Annotated in this window: 21 protein-coding genes; 3 read left to right on the forward strand and 18 right to left on the reverse strand. The window is 50.8% G+C overall.

All coding sequences use genetic code 11. From position 1 onward, the window contains the following. Positions 1 to 86 precede the first annotated feature (86 nt). Genes HMPREF0860_RS04880 through HMPREF0860_RS04890 form a run of 3 tightly spaced genes read left to right on the forward strand, consistent with a single transcriptional unit; the run spans position 87 to position 1,941 of the window. On the forward strand, positions 87 to 689 hold the full coding sequence (locus HMPREF0860_RS04880) for a TetR/AcrR family transcriptional regulator (RefSeq protein ID WP_021330083.1): 603 nt from the start codon (positions 87 to 89) through the stop codon (positions 687 to 689). Between the two features lie 28 nt (positions 690 to 717). Continuing rightward, on the forward strand, positions 718 to 1,482 hold the full coding sequence (locus tag HMPREF0860_RS04885; protein ID WP_021330015.1) for an EFR1 family ferrodoxin: 765 nt from the start codon (positions 718 to 720) through the stop codon (positions 1,480 to 1,482). 12 nt (positions 1,483 to 1,494) lie between these two features. Continuing rightward, on the forward strand, positions 1,495 to 1,941 hold the full coding sequence (locus tag HMPREF0860_RS04890; RefSeq protein ID WP_021330074.1) for a DUF2141 domain-containing protein: 447 nt from the start codon (positions 1,495 to 1,497) through the stop codon (positions 1,939 to 1,941). Positions 1,942 to 1,963: 22 nt separating this feature from the next. Here HMPREF0860_RS04890 and HMPREF0860_RS04895 read toward each other — a convergent pair whose 3' ends face one another. The 18 genes from HMPREF0860_RS04895 to HMPREF0860_RS04980 all read right to left on the reverse strand — a co-directional run bounded on the left by HMPREF0860_RS04895 (position 1,964) and on the right by HMPREF0860_RS04980 (position 19,619). Next, positions 1,964 to 2,719, reverse strand: a complete 756-nt coding sequence (locus HMPREF0860_RS04895; protein ID WP_021330028.1) for a pseudouridine synthase — start codon at positions 2,717 to 2,719, stop codon at positions 1,964 to 1,966. Positions 2,720 to 2,725: 6 nt separating this feature from the next. Next, the gene (locus HMPREF0860_RS04900; protein ID WP_021330086.1) at positions 2,726 to 4,090 is read right to left on the reverse strand and encodes a citrate/2-methylcitrate synthase; all 1,365 of its coding nucleotides are present in this window, start codon (positions 4,088 to 4,090) and stop codon (positions 2,726 to 2,728) included. A gap of 257 nt (positions 4,091 to 4,347) precedes the next feature. Further along, on the reverse strand, positions 4,348 to 5,826 hold the full coding sequence (locus tag HMPREF0860_RS04905) for a Do family serine endopeptidase (RefSeq protein WP_038080810.1): 1,479 nt from the start codon (positions 5,824 to 5,826) through the stop codon (positions 4,348 to 4,350). Between the two features lie 192 nt (positions 5,827 to 6,018). Beyond that, a complete protein-coding gene (gene map / locus HMPREF0860_RS04910) occupies positions 6,019 to 6,774 on the reverse strand; it encodes a type I methionyl aminopeptidase (protein WP_021330010.1) in 756 nt (251 codons plus the stop codon). Then, on the reverse strand, positions 6,755 to 7,561 hold the full coding sequence (locus HMPREF0860_RS04915; RefSeq protein WP_021330090.1) for a J domain-containing protein: 807 nt from the start codon (positions 7,559 to 7,561) through the stop codon (positions 6,755 to 6,757). The genes map and HMPREF0860_RS04915 overlap by 20 nt, the downstream gene beginning before the upstream one ends. Before the next feature lie 12 nt (positions 7,562 to 7,573). After that, entirely contained in the window at positions 7,574 to 8,080 is a 507-nt protein-coding gene (locus tag HMPREF0860_RS04920; protein WP_021330064.1) for a universal stress protein, read from the reverse strand. 20 nt (positions 8,081 to 8,100) lie between these two features. Continuing rightward, on the reverse strand, positions 8,101 to 8,721 hold the full coding sequence (locus HMPREF0860_RS04925) for a V-type ATP synthase subunit D (RefSeq protein WP_016519706.1): 621 nt from the start codon (positions 8,719 to 8,721) through the stop codon (positions 8,101 to 8,103). Between the two features lie 3 nt (positions 8,722 to 8,724). Further along, positions 8,725 to 10,146: a V-type ATP synthase subunit B gene (locus HMPREF0860_RS04930; RefSeq protein WP_021330047.1), complete on the reverse strand. Its 1,422-nt coding sequence runs from the start codon at positions 10,144 to 10,146 to the stop codon at positions 8,725 to 8,727. Next, positions 10,143 to 11,933 (reverse strand): V-type ATP synthase subunit A, encoded by a 1,791-nt coding sequence (locus HMPREF0860_RS04935; RefSeq protein ID WP_021330068.1) that lies wholly within the window; start codon positions 11,931 to 11,933, stop codon positions 10,143 to 10,145. The genes HMPREF0860_RS04930 and HMPREF0860_RS04935 overlap by 4 nt, the downstream gene beginning before the upstream one ends. Beyond that, positions 11,930 to 12,565 (reverse strand): hypothetical protein, encoded by a 636-nt coding sequence (locus HMPREF0860_RS13215; protein ID WP_021330026.1) that lies wholly within the window; start codon positions 12,563 to 12,565, stop codon positions 11,930 to 11,932. Before HMPREF0860_RS13215 ends, HMPREF0860_RS04935 begins: the two co-directional genes overlap by 4 nt. 12 nt (positions 12,566 to 12,577) lie before the next feature. Further along, the gene (locus tag HMPREF0860_RS04945) at positions 12,578 to 12,910 is read right to left on the reverse strand and encodes a V-type ATP synthase subunit F (protein ID WP_021495545.1); all 333 of its coding nucleotides are present in this window, start codon (positions 12,908 to 12,910) and stop codon (positions 12,578 to 12,580) included. 16 nt (positions 12,911 to 12,926) lie between these two features. Further along, positions 12,927 to 13,253 (reverse strand): ATP synthase subunit C, encoded by a 327-nt coding sequence (locus HMPREF0860_RS04950; protein WP_016519701.1) that lies wholly within the window; start codon positions 13,251 to 13,253, stop codon positions 12,927 to 12,929. 143 nt (positions 13,254 to 13,396) lie between these two features. Further along, positions 13,397 to 15,388 (reverse strand): V-type ATP synthase subunit I, encoded by a 1,992-nt coding sequence (locus tag HMPREF0860_RS04955; protein WP_021330035.1) that lies wholly within the window; start codon positions 15,386 to 15,388, stop codon positions 13,397 to 13,399. A 29-nt stretch (positions 15,389 to 15,417) separates the two neighbouring features. Next, positions 15,418 to 16,443 carry a V0D/AC39 family V-type ATPase subunit gene (locus tag HMPREF0860_RS04960; protein ID WP_021330065.1) on the reverse strand — a complete coding sequence of 342 codons (1,026 nt, stop codon included), beginning with the start codon at positions 16,441 to 16,443 and terminating at the stop codon, positions 15,418 to 15,420. Between the two features lie 11 nt (positions 16,444 to 16,454). Continuing rightward, a complete protein-coding gene (locus tag HMPREF0860_RS04965; protein WP_021330085.1) occupies positions 16,455 to 16,766 on the reverse strand; it encodes a hypothetical protein in 312 nt (103 codons plus the stop codon). Positions 16,767 to 16,769: 3 nt separating this feature from the next. Beyond that, positions 16,770 to 17,234, reverse strand: coding sequence for a PTS sugar transporter subunit IIA (locus HMPREF0860_RS04970; RefSeq protein ID WP_021330084.1), 465 nt, complete (start codon positions 17,232 to 17,234; stop codon positions 16,770 to 16,772). A gap of 18 nt (positions 17,235 to 17,252) precedes the next feature. Then, positions 17,253 to 17,633 (reverse strand): preprotein translocase subunit SecG, encoded by a 381-nt coding sequence (gene secG / locus HMPREF0860_RS04975; RefSeq protein ID WP_021330032.1) that lies wholly within the window; start codon positions 17,631 to 17,633, stop codon positions 17,253 to 17,255. A gap of 276 nt (positions 17,634 to 17,909) precedes the next feature. Then, entirely contained in the window at positions 17,910 to 19,619 is a 1,710-nt protein-coding gene (locus tag HMPREF0860_RS04980; RefSeq protein ID WP_021330076.1) for an FAD-dependent oxidoreductase, read from the reverse strand. Between the last annotated feature and the right edge of the window lie 121 nt (positions 19,620 to 19,740).

The raw sequence follows: 19,740 nt of genomic DNA on the forward strand, positions 1-19,740 counted from the left end.
AAAATCGCCGTTTTAAACTTGACAACGTAAAGATTTTACGCTATTATCTTGACACTGTAAAGATTACAAGAAAAAAGGAGCCGCTTATGCGAAAATCGAAGTTGCCGTATCACCGCGAAGGATTGAAAAATCTCCTAATCGAAAAAGGCATCGAAATCGTCAATGCCGACGGTGTGCAGTCTTTTTCGCTGAGAAAAGCGGCGGCGGCCTGCAAAGTCAGCCATGCGGCTCCGTACAGTCATTTTCACAACAAAGAGGAATTACTGAACGCGATGCAGCTGCATATCACCGAACGTTTTTCGAAAACGCTCGAAACGGCTGTCGCCGAAAATAAAAAGCCCGCCGCATTGTTAAAAAAATTGGGTATAGCCTATGTTTCTTTTTTTATTGACAATCCCGCCTATTTTCAATTTTTGTATTCCTCATCCGATATAAAGGTCGATTTAACTTTATCTATACCGGATGAGAAAAACTATAAACCCTTTATTTTGTATAAAAACAGCATCGTGTCACTGCTTAAGCAAACCAAGGTTCCGAAAAAAAAGCAAAACGATATTTTAATAACGATATGGGCTTTTATTCACGGACTTACGGCGTTGGCCGCAATGAAAAATGTTCACTACGACAAAAATTGGAAAGAAAAAATCACCGATTTTATGGACTTGCTCGAGCCGTCATTTTTAAAGTAAGGGTACATGGATTATTGCAGGAGACGATATGAACGGAATTTATTTCAGCGGAACGGGAAACACAAAATACTGTACGGAAGCGTTGGCACAAGCGACCGGCGGCAGGGCTTACAGCATGGAATCACGCGAAGCGCTTGAAGTTTTACGTGCGTCGGATGAAATCGCGCTCGGCTACCCGATTTATTTCAGCGACATTCCGCGTATCGTAAAAGCGTTCATTATAGAACACGCCGATATGTTTTGCGGAAAACGCGTTTTTATTATCGCGACGATGGGGCTTTTCAGCGGAGACGGCGCGGGACTTGCATCCCGGCTGCTTCGAAAATGCGGAGCCGCCGTTACCGGAGGCTTACACCTGCGTATGCCGGACTGTATCGCCGATGTAAAGCTCTTGAAAAAAACGCCGGAAGAAAACGGGGCGCTCATAGCGGCGGTGCAAAAAAAGATCGCGCAGACGGCGGAAGACATAAAACGCGGAATCTATCCGAAAGACGGCCTATCTTTTTTACATCGAATTGCGGGTTTGTTCGGGCAGCGCCTGTGGTTTAAAATGCATGCGAAAAAATTGAGAGAACGGCTTAAAATCAGAACGGAACGCTGCATCGGCTGCGGTCTATGCGCGGCAAACTGTCCTTCAAAATCATTGTATATCGAAAACAATAAAGCCGTGTTTTATCCCGGAAACTGCACGATATGCTACCGCTGCATAAACAATTGCCCCGCAAAGGCGATTACGCTTATCGGTACGGACGTATTCGAGCAGTGCCGCTTTGAAAATTATGCAGCGCAATAATTAGGAGGCAATATGAAAAAAACACTTACCTTATTTTTCTGTATGATGATTTTCGCTACGCTCTATTCCTTGTATCCTCAAGCGGCGGACGGTGAAACGCTCTGTGATACGGAAATCGTCGTTACCGGCATAAAAAAGAATTCGGGAACGATTGTTATAAGCATCCATGATTCCTCTGAAAGTTTTCGCAAACACATTCCGTATCGAAACGTCGAATTGGCGGCGGCGGGAGACAAAGCCGTATATCATATACGGCTCAAAGCCGGCGACTATGCTTTTTGCGTTTACCACGACGTCAACGGCGACGGAAAATTAAACGCGAATGCGATCGGCATACCCAAAGAGCCGTTCGGCTTCAGCAACTACGACGGCAAGGGGCCGCCCGGTAATTTCAAAAAACACAAGGTTTTTATAGACGGCACAGCGACGGTAAATATCCCGCTGGTAAAAATGAATTAGTCTATTCCTCTCACACAAGTTTTCAGATGCGGCTAAGCAGTTCGATTTCGTCTTCTGAAAGTTCGCGACAGCCGCCCCGCTCAAGGCTTTCGTCCATCCGAAGTGCGCCGATCGCGATGCGCTTCAAATAGACGACTTCGTTTCCGAGCGCGGAAAAGATACGCTTTACTTCGTGAAACTTTCCTTCGTAGATCGTAAGCGTGCATTCGTCTTTTTCATCGCCGCTTCCGAGCCATACGAGTTCGGCGCTTTTGCAGTCGGCTTCTTTTTCTCTTCCTTCCGCCGCTATGTGCACGCCTTTCGCACATTCGGAAACGTAGGCCGATCCTTCCGCGCTTCGCACTTTTTTTGCCATGCGCACAAAATACGTTTTTCCGCATTCGCTTTTCGGAGAAGTGATGCGGTGCGTAAGCTCTCCGTCGGTTGTAAGGATAAGCAGGCCTTCGGTATCACAGTCAAGCCTTCCGATCGTGTGAAGATTGTCTTCGAAAAAAGGCGTACGGTACGCGTCGCCGAGCAAATCGAAAACCGTTCGGTGAAGTCCGTCGCGCTTTGCGCACACATACCCCGAAGGCTTGTACATCATGAGATAGAGAGCTTTTCGGATTTCGATTTTTTTACCGTCCGCGGCGACGATATCTTTCTCTTCATCGACGCGCATCGATGAGTCAAATACGCTTTTGCCGTTTACCGTTACGGCGCCCGAACGGAGAATTTTTTTTACGGAAGAACGGGAGCCCAAGCCTCCGTGCGACAGCAATTTGTCGAGGCGGATCATAAGCGCTTACTTTACGCGCTTTTCGATCGGAATGTAGTCCCGCACATCGCACACGTTTTTATACGCCGGCCGATAAATCCTGCCGCCTGCGACGATCTCTTCGATACGGTGCGCACTCCAGCCGGCAATACGCGAAATCGCAAAGATGGGTGTGTAGAGTTCGCGCGGAATATTGAGCATGGAATACACAAATCCCGAATAAAAATCGACGTTCGGACAGATTCTTTTGTCGGCGCCGTGCACTTCGGCAAGAACGTCCGGTGAAACCTTGGCGATGAGATTGTAGAGGCGGAATTCCGCTTCGCATTTTTTTTCTTTTGCGAGTTTTGCCGCCCGCTCGCGAAGGAGCACCGCTCTCGGATCGTCGATCGTGTACACCGCGTGCCCCATACCGTAAATCAAACCCGTACCGTCGAACGCTTCGCGTTTTGCGATTTTTATTAAATAATCGCGAATCTGCTTTTCGCTCGTCCAATCCTTTACGTGAGATTTGATGTCGTCCATCATCTCCATGACGCGGATATTCGCCCCTCCGTGCCGTCTTCCTTTGAGTGAACCTATAGCCGCGGCGATCGCCGAATACGTGTCGGTGTCCGCAGATGAAACGACGTGCACCGTCAAACTCGAATTGTTTCCGCCTCCGTGTTCGGCGTGCAAAATAAGGGCGAGGTCGAGGATTTCCGCTTCAAGGCGGGAATAGGTTTTATCAGGACGGATGAGACGCAAAAAATTTTCCGCAGTCGAAAGCTCGGGCAGCGGATTGTGAATATACATACTCTTGTCGTCGTAAAAACGCCGCTTCGCCTGATATGCGTAGGCGGCAAGCGTCGAAAATCGCGAAATAAGTTCGATGCACTGCTTGAGCACATTCGCGATCTCCCGTCCTTCAGGATCGGGATCGTACGAATAACTTGCGAGTACACCGCGCGCCATCTTGTTCATGATATCGCTCGACGGCGCTTTCATAATCATATCTTCCGTAAAGTTCGGCGGAAGCGTACGGCGGAGTCCCAAAAATTGCGTAAATTCATCGAGCTGACGCTGCGTCGGAAGCTTGCCGAAAAGCAAAAGATAGACGCACTGCTCATAGCCGAACTGCTTCGTGCGCTCGGCATCTTTGACAAGCTCGGCAACATCGTAGCCGCGGTAAAAAAGCTTTCCGGGAATCGGCACCTTTTCGCCGTTTACCATATCGTAGCCGACGACATCGCCGATGCGCGTGAGCCCGACGAGCACGCCCGTCCCGTTTGCATAACGCAGCCCGCGCTTAACATCGTACTTCACATATAAAGCAGGAGGAATCGGGTCGTTGCGTTGGGCAAGCACCGAAAGTTTTTTTAAAAATGCGTTTTGGATTAATTCTTCCGACATGGCAATCCCGTTATTAAAAAAAATACGTGCACGTTTATCGATTATTATATAGATTTTTTACCGCTGCGGCAACAGTGCATATTGCGTTGCGTAAAATCTTGTCGAGCGGGAAGCGGGATGTATGTATGCGAAACATATTTTCGCAGAATCGCCTGTCGAAACGCACAGTACAAAGCGTACGCCTATCACGACCGCTCCCTCCCCGCACTCACAAGCTGCAACACAGCCGGCGTGAAGCGGAGAGAAAGAGCGCACCGTTAAAACTTATACGTTCCCGTCGTAATCGTGCCGCCGTTCGAATACACGTCAAAGTTTACGCCGCGCTTGGCTTTGCCGAGCTCTGCGTAAAAGTCTTCGATCGAACTTATCGATTTGCCGTTAACGGCGGTGATCACATCCCCGTTTTGCAGACGAAGGGAAGCCGCAGGCGATTTTTCGAGCACGCTCGTAACGGCCACTCCCTGTATTCTATTGTTGTCGAGCTTCAAGTCTTTTCGCGTTTTTTCGGTGAGCGGAACCGCGATAAAGCCGGGCCAGAGTTTACTGTTGTCACCCGATACGTTTTCGCTCCGCGCTTCGATTTTTACCGAAAGCTTTACCGTCTGCTTGCCGCGAAGCACTTCGAAAGACACCGTAGAACCGGCTTTTAAGCTGCCGACATCGCGCACAAGCTGATTGACGCTTTTGACGCTCTTTCCGTTCAGAGAGACGATATAGTCACCGGGCTGGATGCCGCCCTTTTGCGCAGGCGAATCGCGGAAAATCTGCGAAGCGAACGCGCCTTCTTTATCGGCAACCCCGAGCGCCGTCTTATATTCCGAAGAGATGTCGACGAGCGAAACGCCGAGCCAGCCGTACGCCAATTTACCGTTCGCAATAAAGTCGTCGATCGCGTTTTTGATATTGTTGATCGGAATCGCAAAGCCGAGTCCCTGCGAACCGCCGGATTGAGAAGCGATCCACGTGTTGATGCCGATCACTTCCCCGTAGATATTGATAAGCGGGCCGCCGGAGTTTCCCTGATTGATCGCGGCGTCGGTTTGAATAAAATCGCTGATGTTGCCGATATCGCTGCCGCTTCTGCCGGTCGCACTGATGATGCCCTGCGTCACCGACTGATTATAGCCGAGAGGCGCTCCCATCGCAAAACAGAGATCGCCCGTGTGCACCGCATCCGAATCTCCGAGAGAGGCGACGGGAATCGATTTATCGCTCGATTCGAACGAAACGAGAGCGACGTCCATACGGGAATCGGCTCCGACGAGTTTGCCGTCGAACTGCCGTCCGTCGTTGAGCTTTACGGAAATCTTCGTCGCTTCGCCGGCAACGTGATTGTTCGTAAGCACGTAGAGCGTATTTCCCGTGCGCCTCACGATAACGCCCGATCCGAGTCCCTGCTGTTCATATTGCCTCTCTCTTCCGCCGCCCTGATTCGGCAAACCGAAAAAGAAAAACGGTAAATCTCCGAGCGGATTCGACTGCACCGTTTTCGTTTCCGTCACGTCGATTTCAACGACCGAAGGAAGCAACGTATCGCTGATCGAACGGAACGCATCCTGCATCGCTTGAATCATCTTTAAAGAATCGGCGGGAATCGGAGACGTTGCGCGCGTTTCCGCAAAAGCCGTGTCCGCGCTTCCGTTTACCGGCGTCTTTCTGCACGAAAGCGAAATCGCGCCGAATGCCAAAACGGCGGCGCACGAAATGCCGATTATCCTCTTTGTCCATGTTTTCATAATCAAAACCTCCGGAGCGCCGCTGCACGCAATTGCCGCAGTCCGCTCTTTTATTGATATGAATGCCGAAAGCATTTTATTATGAAACACTTTCATCTCGACATCCATACTATTAAAATAATACATATCGAAGGACAAGTGTTACAAAAAAGCGCGGCAGTCTTAATAAAATTTTGTTAGTTTAAAAAATTGTTATCCGGCATAGTCGAGCGCGGTAAGTATTTCCGTACGGTCTTTGAAAACCGCAACGGTGTGCTCTTCGTGTGCGGACGCTTTTCCGTCGGCGGTCAGCACAGTCCAGCCGTTGTCCGCCGTTACGACGTCCGCCGTTCCGAGATTGATCATCGGCTCGATTGCAAGCACCATACCTGCCTGAATGCGCGGATTCGGCCCCGAGGGGCAATTGGGGATCGACGGATCTTCGTGCACGTCGAGACCGACGCCGTGACCGCAGTATTCGTAGACGACGCCGTAGTTGTGACTCACGGCAATATCGTTGACAGCGTTTGAAATATCGTGGATCCTGTTTCCGACGACGCAGGCTGCAATCCCCGCGGCAAGACATTCCCTCGTTACGTCGTCGAGCGCTTTCCATTCGGGACGGACGTTTCCGACCTGCACCGTGTGCGTCGAATCGCTGATAAAACCGTCCAAATCGATTCCCGCATCGATCGAAACCAAATCACCGTCGTGGATTATTTTTTTCGCCGACGGTACGCCGTGTATAACTTCTTCGTTGACGCTGACGCACACGGCTCCGGGAAAGTTTTCGCGATACCACGCGGGTTTGCCGTGATGAGAAAGCATAAAATGCTTGCACATATCGTCGATATCCTTCGTCGACATACCCGCTTTTACGCGCGGGAGGATTTCGTTGAACATATCCGCAAGCAGGTGACAGGATTTTCTGATACCTGCGATTTCATCGTCATTCTTTAACCGTATCATAAACACCTCGTGTTCGAAATTGATCTTTTTTTATTAATTTTTCACTCTCTTCAAAGCAGATGTCCGCCGTGTGCCGGTCGCCGAGCCTGAGATAGGCTTCCGCCATTTTTTTCAAAAAAAACGAATCGTCCGCCGCCGAAAACTTAAGATCGAGAGCCCTCTCCCACGCGTCGAGGGCAAGCTCGTCACTGACATTTCCCTCGATATTGCTTTTTAAAATATGGAGCGCAAACGAAATCACTTCCGGAAAAAAGAGCCTGAAATAATCACTCTTGTATTCCATTTTAATAATCCGCTCGAGCAGCAAAAACGCATCGTAAAACTCTCCGCGCACCGTAAGCTCTTCGGCAAGGATGTAGCCGTAATCCATAAAGTCTTCGCGCGAAAACCATCTTGCAAGATTAAAGCTCGGACGAGAAGTCATCATGCGTTTGAATTCCGAAACGGCTTCGTCTTCGCGGTGATGCATCAAATCCCAAAATATGAGCTTTGCCCTGCTTTCATCGTCGCTGCGTTCCGAAAGCCACGCATGATAGTCGAACGAATTTGTGCGGGCTTTTCGTATATGATAGCGGCTGAAAAAAGAATTGTCAAATATGGAACGCTGTCTCGCATCGGAAAGGATGTCGTAGGCTTGCACAAGACGGCGGAACAGGGCGGTCGTTTCGGCATCGCTTTTTTTCGCCGTATCGGGATGATACTCTTTCGCTTTTTGTCTGAACGCACGTTTGATTTCCGACGCCGATGCATCGTGCGCTACGCCGAGGATTTCATAGCAGTTTTCCAAGCGGCCGTACCCTTATGCGATTTTAAATAATTGCTCTATGTCTTTTTGCTTGACGACGATGACGGAACACTTCGCGGCGGCGATCGTTTGGCTTTGGTCGAGAGAAACGACATCGCTTCGGTTTGAGCCCGAAGGCGTGTACGATACGTCGCGTATTTTTCCGCCGAGGAGGATAAAGTCCGCATCGTAGTCGTCGGCCGCTTTGACGATCTCCGCCCATACGGCTCCGTTGAGCAGTTCCGTTTCGGCGGTAACGCCTTTCGATTTTGCCAAATCTCCCGTATACGCAAGATATTTTTTCCCGTCGGCGATGAGATTTTCTTCGTAGAGCTTTCGCTCATCGCTCGCAAAAAATTTCGACAAGGTCAATCGCTTAATCGTCGCGGTATCGACGACGTATATAAATTTCAGATCGAGGTGATAGGTCTTTGCCATGATGATGCCGTACATCGCAGCGTGAATCGAAGCTTCGGATCCGTTGACGGCAACAAGAATACGGCTGAAAAGCGGTTTACTCATTTTATCCTACCTCCTATCGGCTATCGCCTGTTGCGGTTTTTAAGCGCTTTGAGCGTAAAGATGTTTTCACGATCACGCTCTTCAAGTACACTTTCGATATATTTTTTCGTTTCGCTCGTCTGCGGAATGATCATCTTGTCGAGCGCGTTGACCCGCCGCTGCGTTTTTTTCACTTCGCCCGCGAGCCGCCACACGATCGTGCGGATCGACGCCATCTTCGTCAAAAGCGCGAGCAGCCGAAAAAAGAGATCCATCGCTTTATCGCTGTCGGATGAAGTGCCCATAAACGAATAAAACAATTCTTTTTTCGGGAGTTCGACATCGAGCGATTTGAACGACATGCCGCCGAGCGTTTCCTGCTTTTCGTGTATGACAAAATCGTAGTGCACGCCGTGCGATATGCGCTCGACTTGATCGCTTCCCATACTCGCAAGCATTTTTCGAAACGCGGGATACGCTTCCTCGATCACTTTATCGATGTCGTGTTCGAGGAGCTTGACGTTTTCGACCATGTGCATGAGTTCCATGACGAGGATTTCGCGCTTTTGTTCCAAGAGATCGTAGCCGTTTTTGGACACGGCAAGCTGCTCTTTCATGGCGAGGAGATTCGATTTTGTCGGCGCAATATTCAGTTTCGCCATAAGCTAGTTCCGCTCCGCATCTCCGCTTTCGTCTTCACTTTTCGGCATATACTTTTCGATATATTCCGGTTTGATGCGGTAGAGCTCTTCGCGCGGCAGCGTCGTCAAAATCTTCCAGCCCAAATCGAGCGTTTCTTCTATCGTGCGGTTTTCGTATTCGCCCTGCATCAAAAATTCGTTTTCGAATTTATCGCCGAACTTGAGGTACTCGCGGTCGAGCGGTGAAAGCTCTTCGTCGCCGATAATCGCCGCGAGGTTCCGCACCGACTTCACTTTCGAATACGAAGCGAAAAGCTGACTCGAAACGTTCGCGTGATCTTCCCGCGTCATGACCCTGCCGTCCTTTGCAACTCCGATACCGTCTTTCATGAGGCGCGAAAGGCTCGGAAGCCCCGCAACGGGCGGATACAATCCTTTTTGCGAAAGCTCTCTGTCGAGAACGATCTGCCCTTCGGTGATATAACCGGTCAAGTCGGGGATCGGATGCGATATGTCGTCGTTCGGCATCGTCAAAATCGGAATCTGCGTGATCGAACCGGCCGATCCCTTGATGCGCCCCGCACGTTCGTAAAGTTCCGCAAGATCGGAATAGAGGTAGCCGGGATACCCTTTGCGGCCGGGCACTTCGCCACGCGTCGTCGAGATTTCGCGGAGCGCTTCGCAGTAATTCGTCATATCGGTGAGCACGACGAGAACGTGCATGCCTTTTTTGAACGCGAGGTATTCCGCCGCCGTAAGCGCACACCTCGGCGTGATGATGCGTTCGATGGACGGAGCGTCGGCGAGCGACTGAAACATGACGACTTTCGAAAGGACGCCCGATTCTTCAAAGGTGTCGGTAAAAAAGCGCGCGATATCGTATTTGATTCCCATACCGGCAAAGACCATGACGAACTGTTCGTCGCTCGAGCGAAGCTTTGCCTGACGGATGATCTGTGCGGCGAGCTTATTGTGCGGTAAACCGTTGCCGCTGAAAATCGGCAGTTTTTGTCCGCGCACGAGCGAGTTCATGCCGTCGATCGCCGAAATACCCGTTTGGATAAAATCGCGCGGGTAGATACGCGCATAGGGATTGATCGGGTTTCCGTTTATATTGACGAGCTCCGACGATACGATGGGTGGGTATCCGTCGATCGGTTCTCCCAGTCCGTTGAAGATGCGTCCGAGCAATCCTTCACCGACGCGCAGTTCGAGCGGCGTGTCGAGGAATTCGTAGGTCGTCGCATCGAGGTCGAGCCCCGTCGTATTGCCGAAAATCTGAACGACCGCCGCGTCTTCGGAAAGATCCATAACGCGCCCGATACGCTTGTTTCCGTTTCTGTCCCGCACGCACACCGTTTCGAGGTAAAAAATATTTTCGGTTCGGCGGACGATGACGATCGGGCCGTCGACCGATGTAAATCCGCGGTATTCTATTCCTTTCATACGCTGCCTGTCCTTCGGTAGAGCCGTCTCAATTCGTCGAGCTGATTTTCAAGGTGCATCTTCACGTCTTGAATTTTGTCGGCTTCGTCGTTCGTATACTTCGACTTGATACGCATAATCTCTTCGCGCACCGGAAGGCCCGTCAATTTGACCAAGGGCGCGCCGCTTTTTATGAGCGCAAGCGCCGACGAATAATAATCCATGATGAGTACGAGAATCGCGATCTGTTTTTTCGAAACGCAGTACGCATCGATTTGGTCGAATTGATCCTGCTGTAAAAATCCGTTTTTAATCATTTCCGCAACCGAAAGCACGAGGCGGTCGGCGTCGGGAAGCGCGTCGGGACCGATGAGGCGCACGATCTGTTGGAGATGCTGTTCCCGCTTTAAGAGGTCGAGCGCTCCGGTGCGCACCGACGACCACTCGGGATTGTGGCGTTCCCACCAGCCCTTTACTTCGTCCGCGTATTCGGAATACGAATCGATCCAGCCGATAGCCGGATAATGGCGCGCGTTTGCCAAATCCCGGTCGAGCGCCCAAAAGCAGCGGATAAATCGCTTTGTGTGCTGGGTGACGGGTTCCGAAAAATCGCCTCCCGGAGGAGAAACCGCGCCGATAACGGAAACCGATCCTTCCCTGCCGCACAGCGAATTGATACGTCCCGCCCTCTCGTAAAAGCTTGCAAGTCGCGTCGGGAGGTAGGCGGGAAAGCCTTCTTCGGCAGGCATCTCTTCCATGCGGCCGGAAAGCTCGCGGAGCGCTTCCGCCCAGCGGCTCGTCGAATCTGCCATGATCGCGACTGCCATACCCATATCGCGGTAATATTCGGCAAGCGTGATGCCCGAATACAGCGACACTTCACGCGCGGCAACGGGCATATTCGACGTATTCGCAATGAGGATCGTGCGTTCCATGATGGAGCGTCCCGTCCGCGGATCGACGATTTCAGGGAATTCGGTGAGAACGTCGGTCATTTCGTTTCCGCGCTCTCCGCAGCCGATGTAGACGATGAGATCGGCATCGCACCACTTTGCAACGGCGTGCTGCGTCATCGTTTTGCCCGTACCGAAACCGCCGGGGATTGCCGCGGTTCCGCCTTTTGACAGCGGAAAAAACACGTCGATAACGCGGAGCCCCGTAACGAGGGGCTCGGATACCGTAAGCTTTTCGGTATAGGGACGCGGAGTGCGCACCGGCCAATACTGCGAAAGTTTTATCTCTTCGTCCAATTCCGTCGTCGCAATGACATCGTCGACGGTACAATCGCAGCTTCCTTTAAATGTTTTTAGCACACGCCCGCGGATATAGGGCGGCACCATAATCGTATGCAAAACGGACGGCGTTTCCTGTACCGTTCCGAGCGGAAGACCCGGCGCGATCGGAGAGCCATCCCCGATCGTTTTTCCGTCGGAAGTTTTTCCGGCATCGAAGTGCCACGTTTTTTTCGTGTCGAGCGGTTCGGTGCGCTGCCCCGGAAGCAAAAACGCAGTCCCGTCTTCGTACATCGATTCGAGCGGGCGCTGGATACCGTCGTAAATCGTACCGACAAGTCCCGGCCCGAGCCTGAGCGACAGAGGGCGTCCGTAGCTTACGATCTTTTCACCGACGTGCATGCCGGTGTCGTCTTCGTAAACCTGAACGGTTGCTTTGCCTTTATTTTGCCTGATGATTTCGCCGATAAGCTTTTTTTCGCCGACATCGACGACATCGTATAATCCGCATTCGTCGAGCCCTTCGGCAAAAACGATGGGTCCGGAAATGCGCGTAATTTTCCCTTCAACTGTCATGAATCAAACCTCCCGCCGAACAGAGCTTTGGCGAGTTCCGCGCGGTGTTCCGTTTCAAGCTCGCCGACGATCTGTGAAAGCGTCAGACGGCAGCGGATCATTTTATCTTCCGTTTCGAGGATGATACCCTCTTTAAATGTCAAGCCGGCGATCTCTTCGTCGCCGCTTTTTTCGTATGCGACGGACGAGCAGGCTGCAAGCGACACGCCTTCTTTTTTCAAAGCCGCTTCCGCACGCGCGGCATCGAAGCCGAACACAAAAGCGTTCACTTTTTGAGAAGCGACAACCGCTTTATATGCGTTCCATCGGCGTACGGCGAGCGCAATGCGCTTTTCTTCCCCCAGCGCTTCGAGGTACGAATCGATCGCTTTAATAATCGCGCTTTCCATAAACGAAACGAGAAAACGCTCTTTTTCAAGCGGGACGACGGCGTCTCTGTCGGCTTGATAGCTTTCCGTCTTTTTTTGATATTCGGCGGTTTTTTCTTCCGTAAATTTTTCGATGCGGTGCGCCACATCGGCGACGAGCGCTTTTCCGTCGCTGTCGGCTTTTGCCAAAATGCGTTCCGCTTTTTTCCGTGCGTCCGTTTCGATTTCTTTGTCGAGAACTTCGGTCGAGCGTAATTCTTCCATAACGATAATCCTTTAAATTTTTACGCCGATTGCTTCCCCGATCGCTTCGGTAAGCGTTTTGCGCCCGCTCAAATGGCCTTCAAGCCCGGGTATCTCTACGATAAGCGGATAGTCGGCCGTCTTTTGCCATTCGAGCTCTTCGTCTTGAATATAAGAGGCGGCGCTTTCCGTGAGAATGAGGACGCGGGGAATTTTTTCAACGGGAACGGATACGGTACCGCCCCTGCCAGTAACGCGGTTAAACGATTCCAGCACTTCCTGACGCGTTTCGGCTATTGCACCGTCGACGCCGACAAGTCGGAATGCGAGAACCATTTCGCGTTCACCGATCACAAAATAGTTCAAATCGGTGTATCCTCGATCAGTTGATGATAAGGAATCCGATCAAAAAGCCCCAGAGGCAAATACCTTCGGCAAGACCGACGAAAGGAAGCGCTTTTCCCGAAAGGTTCGCGTTTTCGCTCATCGCGCCCATAGCAGCCGCTCCGATTTTGCCGACAGCCATGCCGCCGCCGATACACGCGATGCCGACCGCAAGAGCCGCAGCGATGTAGCGGATGCCGCCACTCACGGAAGCTTTCGATTCCACGGCAGGTGCGCTCTGCGTTTCATTTGAAGACTGCGCGAAAAGCGCGCCGACCGAAAAAATTGCCGAAAGAACGGCAACCGCGATAAGTTTTTTATACATAGAAACTCCCGTTTTCGGACATCATCAGCATCCGAAAAAGTTTTTTAATCATGCGCGTGCTTCGAAGCGCGAAGCCTTACTCCGACGTTTCCTGCAAGCGCACGCTATATATTCGAGTCTGCAACGCAAACTCACCGGGCAGCCTATTGCACGGCGCCCTGTTTATACGTAAAGCAAAACGGCGAAAACTCGACACCCGTTTCATTGAAAAACTTCGAAAAGAATTCGTAGTATTGCAGACGCACGACTTGGATCGCGACGATCATGCCTTCAAGCACGATGACGAGCGCGTTTCCGAGTACCGTTACGATAATACCGCCCGGAGAGCCGATCATGTCGGCGAGCATCGAAATGACGAACGCGAGCACCGCGTGCGCAAGCGCAAACGCGCCGACGCGCAAAAAGCTCACCGAATTCGAAAGATAGGTCGAAATCACTTCGATGAGTTCGACGACGCCCGAAATGACGAGCGCACCGATGCCGTTTTCGGCGATGGGACGCTCTCCGTCGACGAGACGCTCAAAGGGCTCTCCGAATGCGGCAAAAAACATGAGCACGCCGATCACGATAAAGTCGAAACGCGACGCCGCTTGATGGAAAAACAAAACGCGTACGACGAGCGCGACGATGTACCAAAAAAAGCACGCGCCGGCAAGCCCCGTCTTTCCGAAAAGCGCACGGCCGGGTTTTCGCACGATGAATTTATTCGTGATATTGATTATTAAGCCGATCGTATTGATGAGAAAGCCGACGGCGATCGCAACGCCGAACATCGCGAACATCGCCGACGTGTCGGTTCCCGACGGCATGAGCTTTATGATCGGCGCGTGCGGCTTTCCGAAAAATCCCGTCACCCAATATGCAAAGGGTTCGAGCAGCGTTTCGTTCGTAAAAAACTCGCCCGTCAAAAGTCCCATGATCATACTGCTCGCTCCGACTGCGATAAAGACGGGTGCGGATCTGTTGTACGAACCGATGCGCACGATTCGTTTTTCGAGCAAAATGCCGAGCAAAAATATGACAAGCCCTTGTCCGAAATCTCCGAACATGATGCCGAACAAAAGCGTAAAAAAGAGCGCGACAAAGGGTGTCGGATCGATCGTACCGTAGACGGGCGCGCCGTAGCTGAAGAGCATGCGCTCGAAGCCTTTGACGAATTTCCGGTGATGCACTTCGACCGGCACCTGCTCTTTTCCGTTTATGACCGACGGCACTTCGGACGGCAGATATTCGCGGATAGCGATCCGTCCCTCCGTGAGCTCATCGAGCTCTTTCATCATCGCTTTGCTGTCGCGGGATGAAACCCAGCCGGTCAAACGGTAGACGAGTTCGGTCGACTGCAGCTTCGATTCGACGTCCTGAATCTGCATGCCGATCGAAAACGCGCCCAAGAGCGCGAGCAGTTTTTCGCGGTGCGTTTCGGCAAAATTGCTGCGCTCTTTTTCCAATACGGTGACTTTTTCCGCAGCAACGCTTTTTTCGTTTTTGAGACCGGAAAGCACATCGTCGGGAATCCCTTTAAAATCTTGGGGGATTTCCATATTGACGAAATTGAATTTTTTCAATTCCGTGTCGAGTACGAAGCGTCCCTTTTTCGAAGACGCCGCGAGGATGCGCGAATTGTCGTTGCCGAGCGGAATGACGACAGCCCGCTCCCCGACCGCATCTTTGAGCGCTTCAAACAACGTCGGATCGATTTTGCCGATTCGCAGCGAAAGGAACGAAAGATGTTCGAGTTCCGAATACGACGCTTTCAAATTCGAAAACGCGAGCGCTTCTTTGTACGCGTCGTCGACCCGCTTGGCTTCTTCGATACTTGCGGTAACGCGATGCTTCAAATCGTCGACCGCGGCAAGCAGTTTTGCAGCATCGTCTCTGTCCGCGTCGGAAGGCGCGCTGCACGATCGCCCGTCGTCCGTTCTGTCGGGAACGGCGAGAAAGATGCGTGCGCGCTGAAGATTGTCGAAAAATTCTTTGTCGGCATTTTTAAAAGCGTCGGATGGGGAAGCGTCCCCTCCCTGCAGTTTTGTCTGAAACTGAAAGTTACCCTTTTTACCGAGGTATTCGATCACTTTTGAAATATCCTGCCGGAGCGTCATAAGCTCTATGAGCCGCATTTCAGTCGTTCGTGCCATATTTCACCTTCTCGCTTTTTGCTGCAATATTATGATCGGGCATTCGCCGCCACTCCCGCAATCTTCATCCCTTCTTCTGCGCCGACATTGAGGCGGATACTTTCGGCCGCCGTCCGTATGATATCGCATTCGTGCTGCTTTATCTTAAACCACGAAATAAGTACGACATCGGTCAGCGGATATCGGTGGAAGAGCCGCTCGGCGCGGCGGTTTATGTCGACTTTGCACGCATCTTCCATCCAGCGCGGATCGAGCTTCCACACAGCTCCCTCTTCGTGGGGATTGAGCAGCGGCGCATACTGCCAGTCCTTCCAATCGGCGTAGGTGTCGACCGCTTTGTCGAGAATCGCGATCGCAGGAGCGGCAAGAGGATCGGATGTTTCATGCCGGTCGTCCGCGTACGCAAGATGCGTCAATATCTCTTCCTTTTTCATGTCGTAGTACACTTTCAAACGGAGTGCCCACACGATGTTTTGCATAACATAGTAATGCGTAAAAAAATCGACGACGGGCTTTTTAATTTCTCCGCGCACTTCGTTTACGCACTGCCACATCAGCTTAACGTATTGACTGTCGAGCTTTGCGTTGACAATATGCTGGTCGTGGATATCGGGCACCGAATCGTACCACGCAAAGGGCGTTCCCTTTGTGATCGAAGCGATATCCGGCCACGCTTTATAATCGAGCACACCGTATGAGCCGAGCGCAGAGAGGTGCGGCATCTTTTCTTCTTTTAAGCACAGCGCCGCGCTTATCGTTTTTAAATTTTCGATAACATAAAAGTACAAAAGCTCGGTCAAAATAGCATGAGGCTTGTCATACATTTCAACGAGCGAAATATACTGCGCCAAAAAACGGTCTTCCGCTTCTTCTTCCAATTTTTCGCCGAGCATAGTCTGCGGGATGAGCGGTACTTCCGTACCGAACACGAGCGTCCACAATTCGGGAAGCGTCTTTACGGCAAACAGAGCCGAAGCTCTCTCGCCGACAAAAGCTTTTCGGAGCATTCCCGCAGCTTTGGCGTTTACATAAGAAGCAGCACCGGAGTATTCCATACGCGCGCCCGTCAATGCACGGCAAGCAGCGTATCGAGCAGCTTATAAAAAGCTTCGGTATCCTGTGTCGTATTTTGAATTTCGGATCGATATGCGGCAATCGTCTCGGCGTGTTTTTCGTCGATCGCTTTTGTTCGCGCAGCATAATCGCTTTCGAATTTTGCCAAGATTTCGTCGTGCCGTTTTTTATAATCGTTTTCCGCTTCGGCGCGGTACACGGAAATGCGCTTATCGGCTTCCGCCTGCGCGTCGGACGTCATACCCGATGCACGCCGCTCCACTTCAAGCAGATGATTGATAACATTGACTTCGCTTTCCGCCATAGGCTACCCCTGTAACGACATTTCAAAATTGCATACGGCGTCGAATATTTCCTGCGGCGTCTTTTTTTCCATAATTGTTTTTAAAAAATCGGGCGATTGCAAAAGATTCGCGACATCCTTCATCGTCTGAAGATGTGATTCCGTATCGCCCTGAGCAAAGAGCATCATGATGATAAAATTGACGGGGCTGCCGTCGAGGGAATCGTATTCGACGCCGCTGCGGCTTACGCCCAGAGCGATCGCCGTACCTCGCACCGAAGCGCACTGCGCATGAGGAACAGCAATGCCGGGGATGATGCCGGTAGTCTGCTGCGCTTCCCTGAGCATGAGCGCATTCAGCGCATCCTGCCGATCTACGGACGGTTGGGATGCAACGACCATTTCGAGCATCTCTTCAAATACTTCGTCTTTTTCCGTGCTTTCCAAATCGGCTTTGATATTCGCGGGAGTGAGTAAATGACTTAACATCGCTTATCTCCTCCCGAATCACTGCTGCGGCTCAACCGCTGCGCTTCCGGAATCGACCGCCGTTCCTTGAGCATCGGATGTTTTCCACCAATTGTTCGATTGCGTATCGGCAGGAGAGGTGCTCGGCTGCACGGTTTCGGCAGGAGCGAGATTTTGTTCGAGGCGCGGCCGCTTGTTCAACAGCGCGAGCGCTAATGCAAAGGCAAAAAAGAGCACGACGAGCACAAAAGTCGAGCGAGTCAGGATATTTGCGGAATGAGAACCGAATGCCGTCGTTCCGCGTCCGCCTAAAAGGCCGCCCATACCGCTCGAACCGTCATCCTGCACGAGAATAATAAGGATAAGCAACGCACACGCAATGATAAATGCGACGAGCAGAATTACACGAATAGCACCCATAACTATATACTCCCGTAAACACTCCCCGCAGAAAAGCGAAGAGAATGATATCGATAGTTTTAGTATATTAACCTAATTGCGCACTTTGGTCAATCGGCGTTTCGGCGTTTTGATCGACTTTTGAGACAGCCCTTTATTAGTTTAGAAAACGATAGACGAAATCCTGTTATTTCCCATTCCCTTGTACGTATAAAAAATACGGCGGCAGCTCATTTCGTCCGTAAGCACAAAATAAGCGCCGCCGCAAGTACACGTACCGTTTTTACAAAGCAGTCGTTATTTTAATTCATCTATAACCGCGTCGGCCGCAATCGCGCCCGTATAAGCACTGATACCGACGCCGCTTCCCGAAGAAACATAGGCGCCGGAAAAAACATTTCCGAAAATCAATTCGCCGCAGGCAAACAGATTTTTTATAGCCTGATTTTGCACATCCAATACACGGCAGTTTTCATCGACTTTTATGCCGGGGATGGAACCGATTAATACGGGATTGGTAACGATGCCGTAGAACGGCCCGTTTTTAATATCGTTCGCTTCGGCGGTACGTTTAAACTCCGCTTCATCGATACCGTAAGAAGAAGCCAAAGCTTCAAGCGTATCGAATTTCTTTGCAACTCCCGCAGCTACGGCTTCTTCCAAACGGTCGGCCAATTTTGCGTTCGTTTCGTCATAGATACTTATCCCCATCGAATCCGTTTGATCCAAAATCAATTTTAAACCGTCGGCATAAAAGGCTTTTTTCAGACCGAAATCTTTACCTTCTTTATTTACAACCGCTTTCGCACTGAACACAAGATTTCCGATACGGCCGTAATAACCGTAAGAAGCGGTAGTTCCGCGAATTCCCATCATACCGTTTCCGACAATTTGAACGCCGAGATTTTCAGTCAACATAAAACCGTCCCCGGTACTGCCGGCACAGGTAAAGGGAATAGCCTTTGTATAGTCGGGTGCATATTTTTTTACCAGTTCCGGATTCCGAGAAAAACCGCCGGTAGCTAAAATTACTTTTTTAGCATTCAGCGTATATTTTGAAGTTTCGTCTTCAACTTTCACTCCCGTAACGGCGCCGTTTTCGGTAACAAGTTCGGTTACTTTACTGTTCAAACGGATTTTAACTCCCAAACCTTCGGCTATTTTTCCGACAGCGTCGAACATTTGACTTTCACCGAGTTTCCATGCGTACCTTCCCTCATACCTCGATTCAAGTACGGGCAATTTACTGTCGGGGTGCGCCAAATACCAGCGCTCTTCGGAGACGGGCAATCCGCCTTTAAGGAAATAATCAAATATATAGGCAGATTTATCGTAAATATTGGCAATCAATTTTTTGTTTAAGGGGGCACCCTTGCTCCGTTTTTCATAAAATGCAATCAGCTCTTCTTTAGTGCTGTCCAATTTTACTTTTTTATTCATCTCGGAATTGACAACCCACATACCGCCGCCGCACACTCGCGCAGAGCCGCCCGTATACGCTTCTTTTTCCAGCACAACGACGGATAAATTGCTGTTGCGCGCAAATTCGATTGCGGCGCTCACACCGGCAAGACCGCCTCCGACAATAACGACATCAAAATCTTCCGCGGTCTTTTTTTCTTCTTTTTTTACCGCATCGCTGCCTTTTTTATACGGATCGAGTACCGCACCCGCTTCGGTCAAAGCATTTGCAACGGCCGCTTTTATCGCAAAGCTCGTTATCGTTGCACCGCTTACGGTATCGACTTCAATATTTTGCTGAGCGCAAATCCTTTGAGGAATCGAATTGACGGCGGCATCGCTGATTACGGGTGAGTCTTCGTTTTGCACAACGGTTACGGCTTTTATTTCCCCTTTTTCAAGCGTAACATCCACGACGATCGGAGCGCGCATACCCTGAGCCGAACCGCGGAAAGTGCCGTTCAGCTTTTTATTTACGCCCGACTTCCCCGCACATCCTGAAAACACCAAGAAGGCGGCAAAAAAAACCGTTACAATTTTTTTCATAAAAACTCCTATAAAAACTTTTGCAGGAAATGTCAATTTCCGAAAAAGTTTTTAGCCGTGCGCGTGTGCGCACACGTTCAATAGTCGAGTTTGCAGAATAAAGCGTATCATATTCATACGA

Origin of the sequence: Treponema socranskii subsp. socranskii VPI DR56BR1116 = ATCC 35536 (genome assembly GCF_000468115.1) — a bacterium.
GTDB lineage: Bacteria > Spirochaetota > Spirochaetia > Treponematales > Treponemataceae > Treponema_D > Treponema_D socranskii.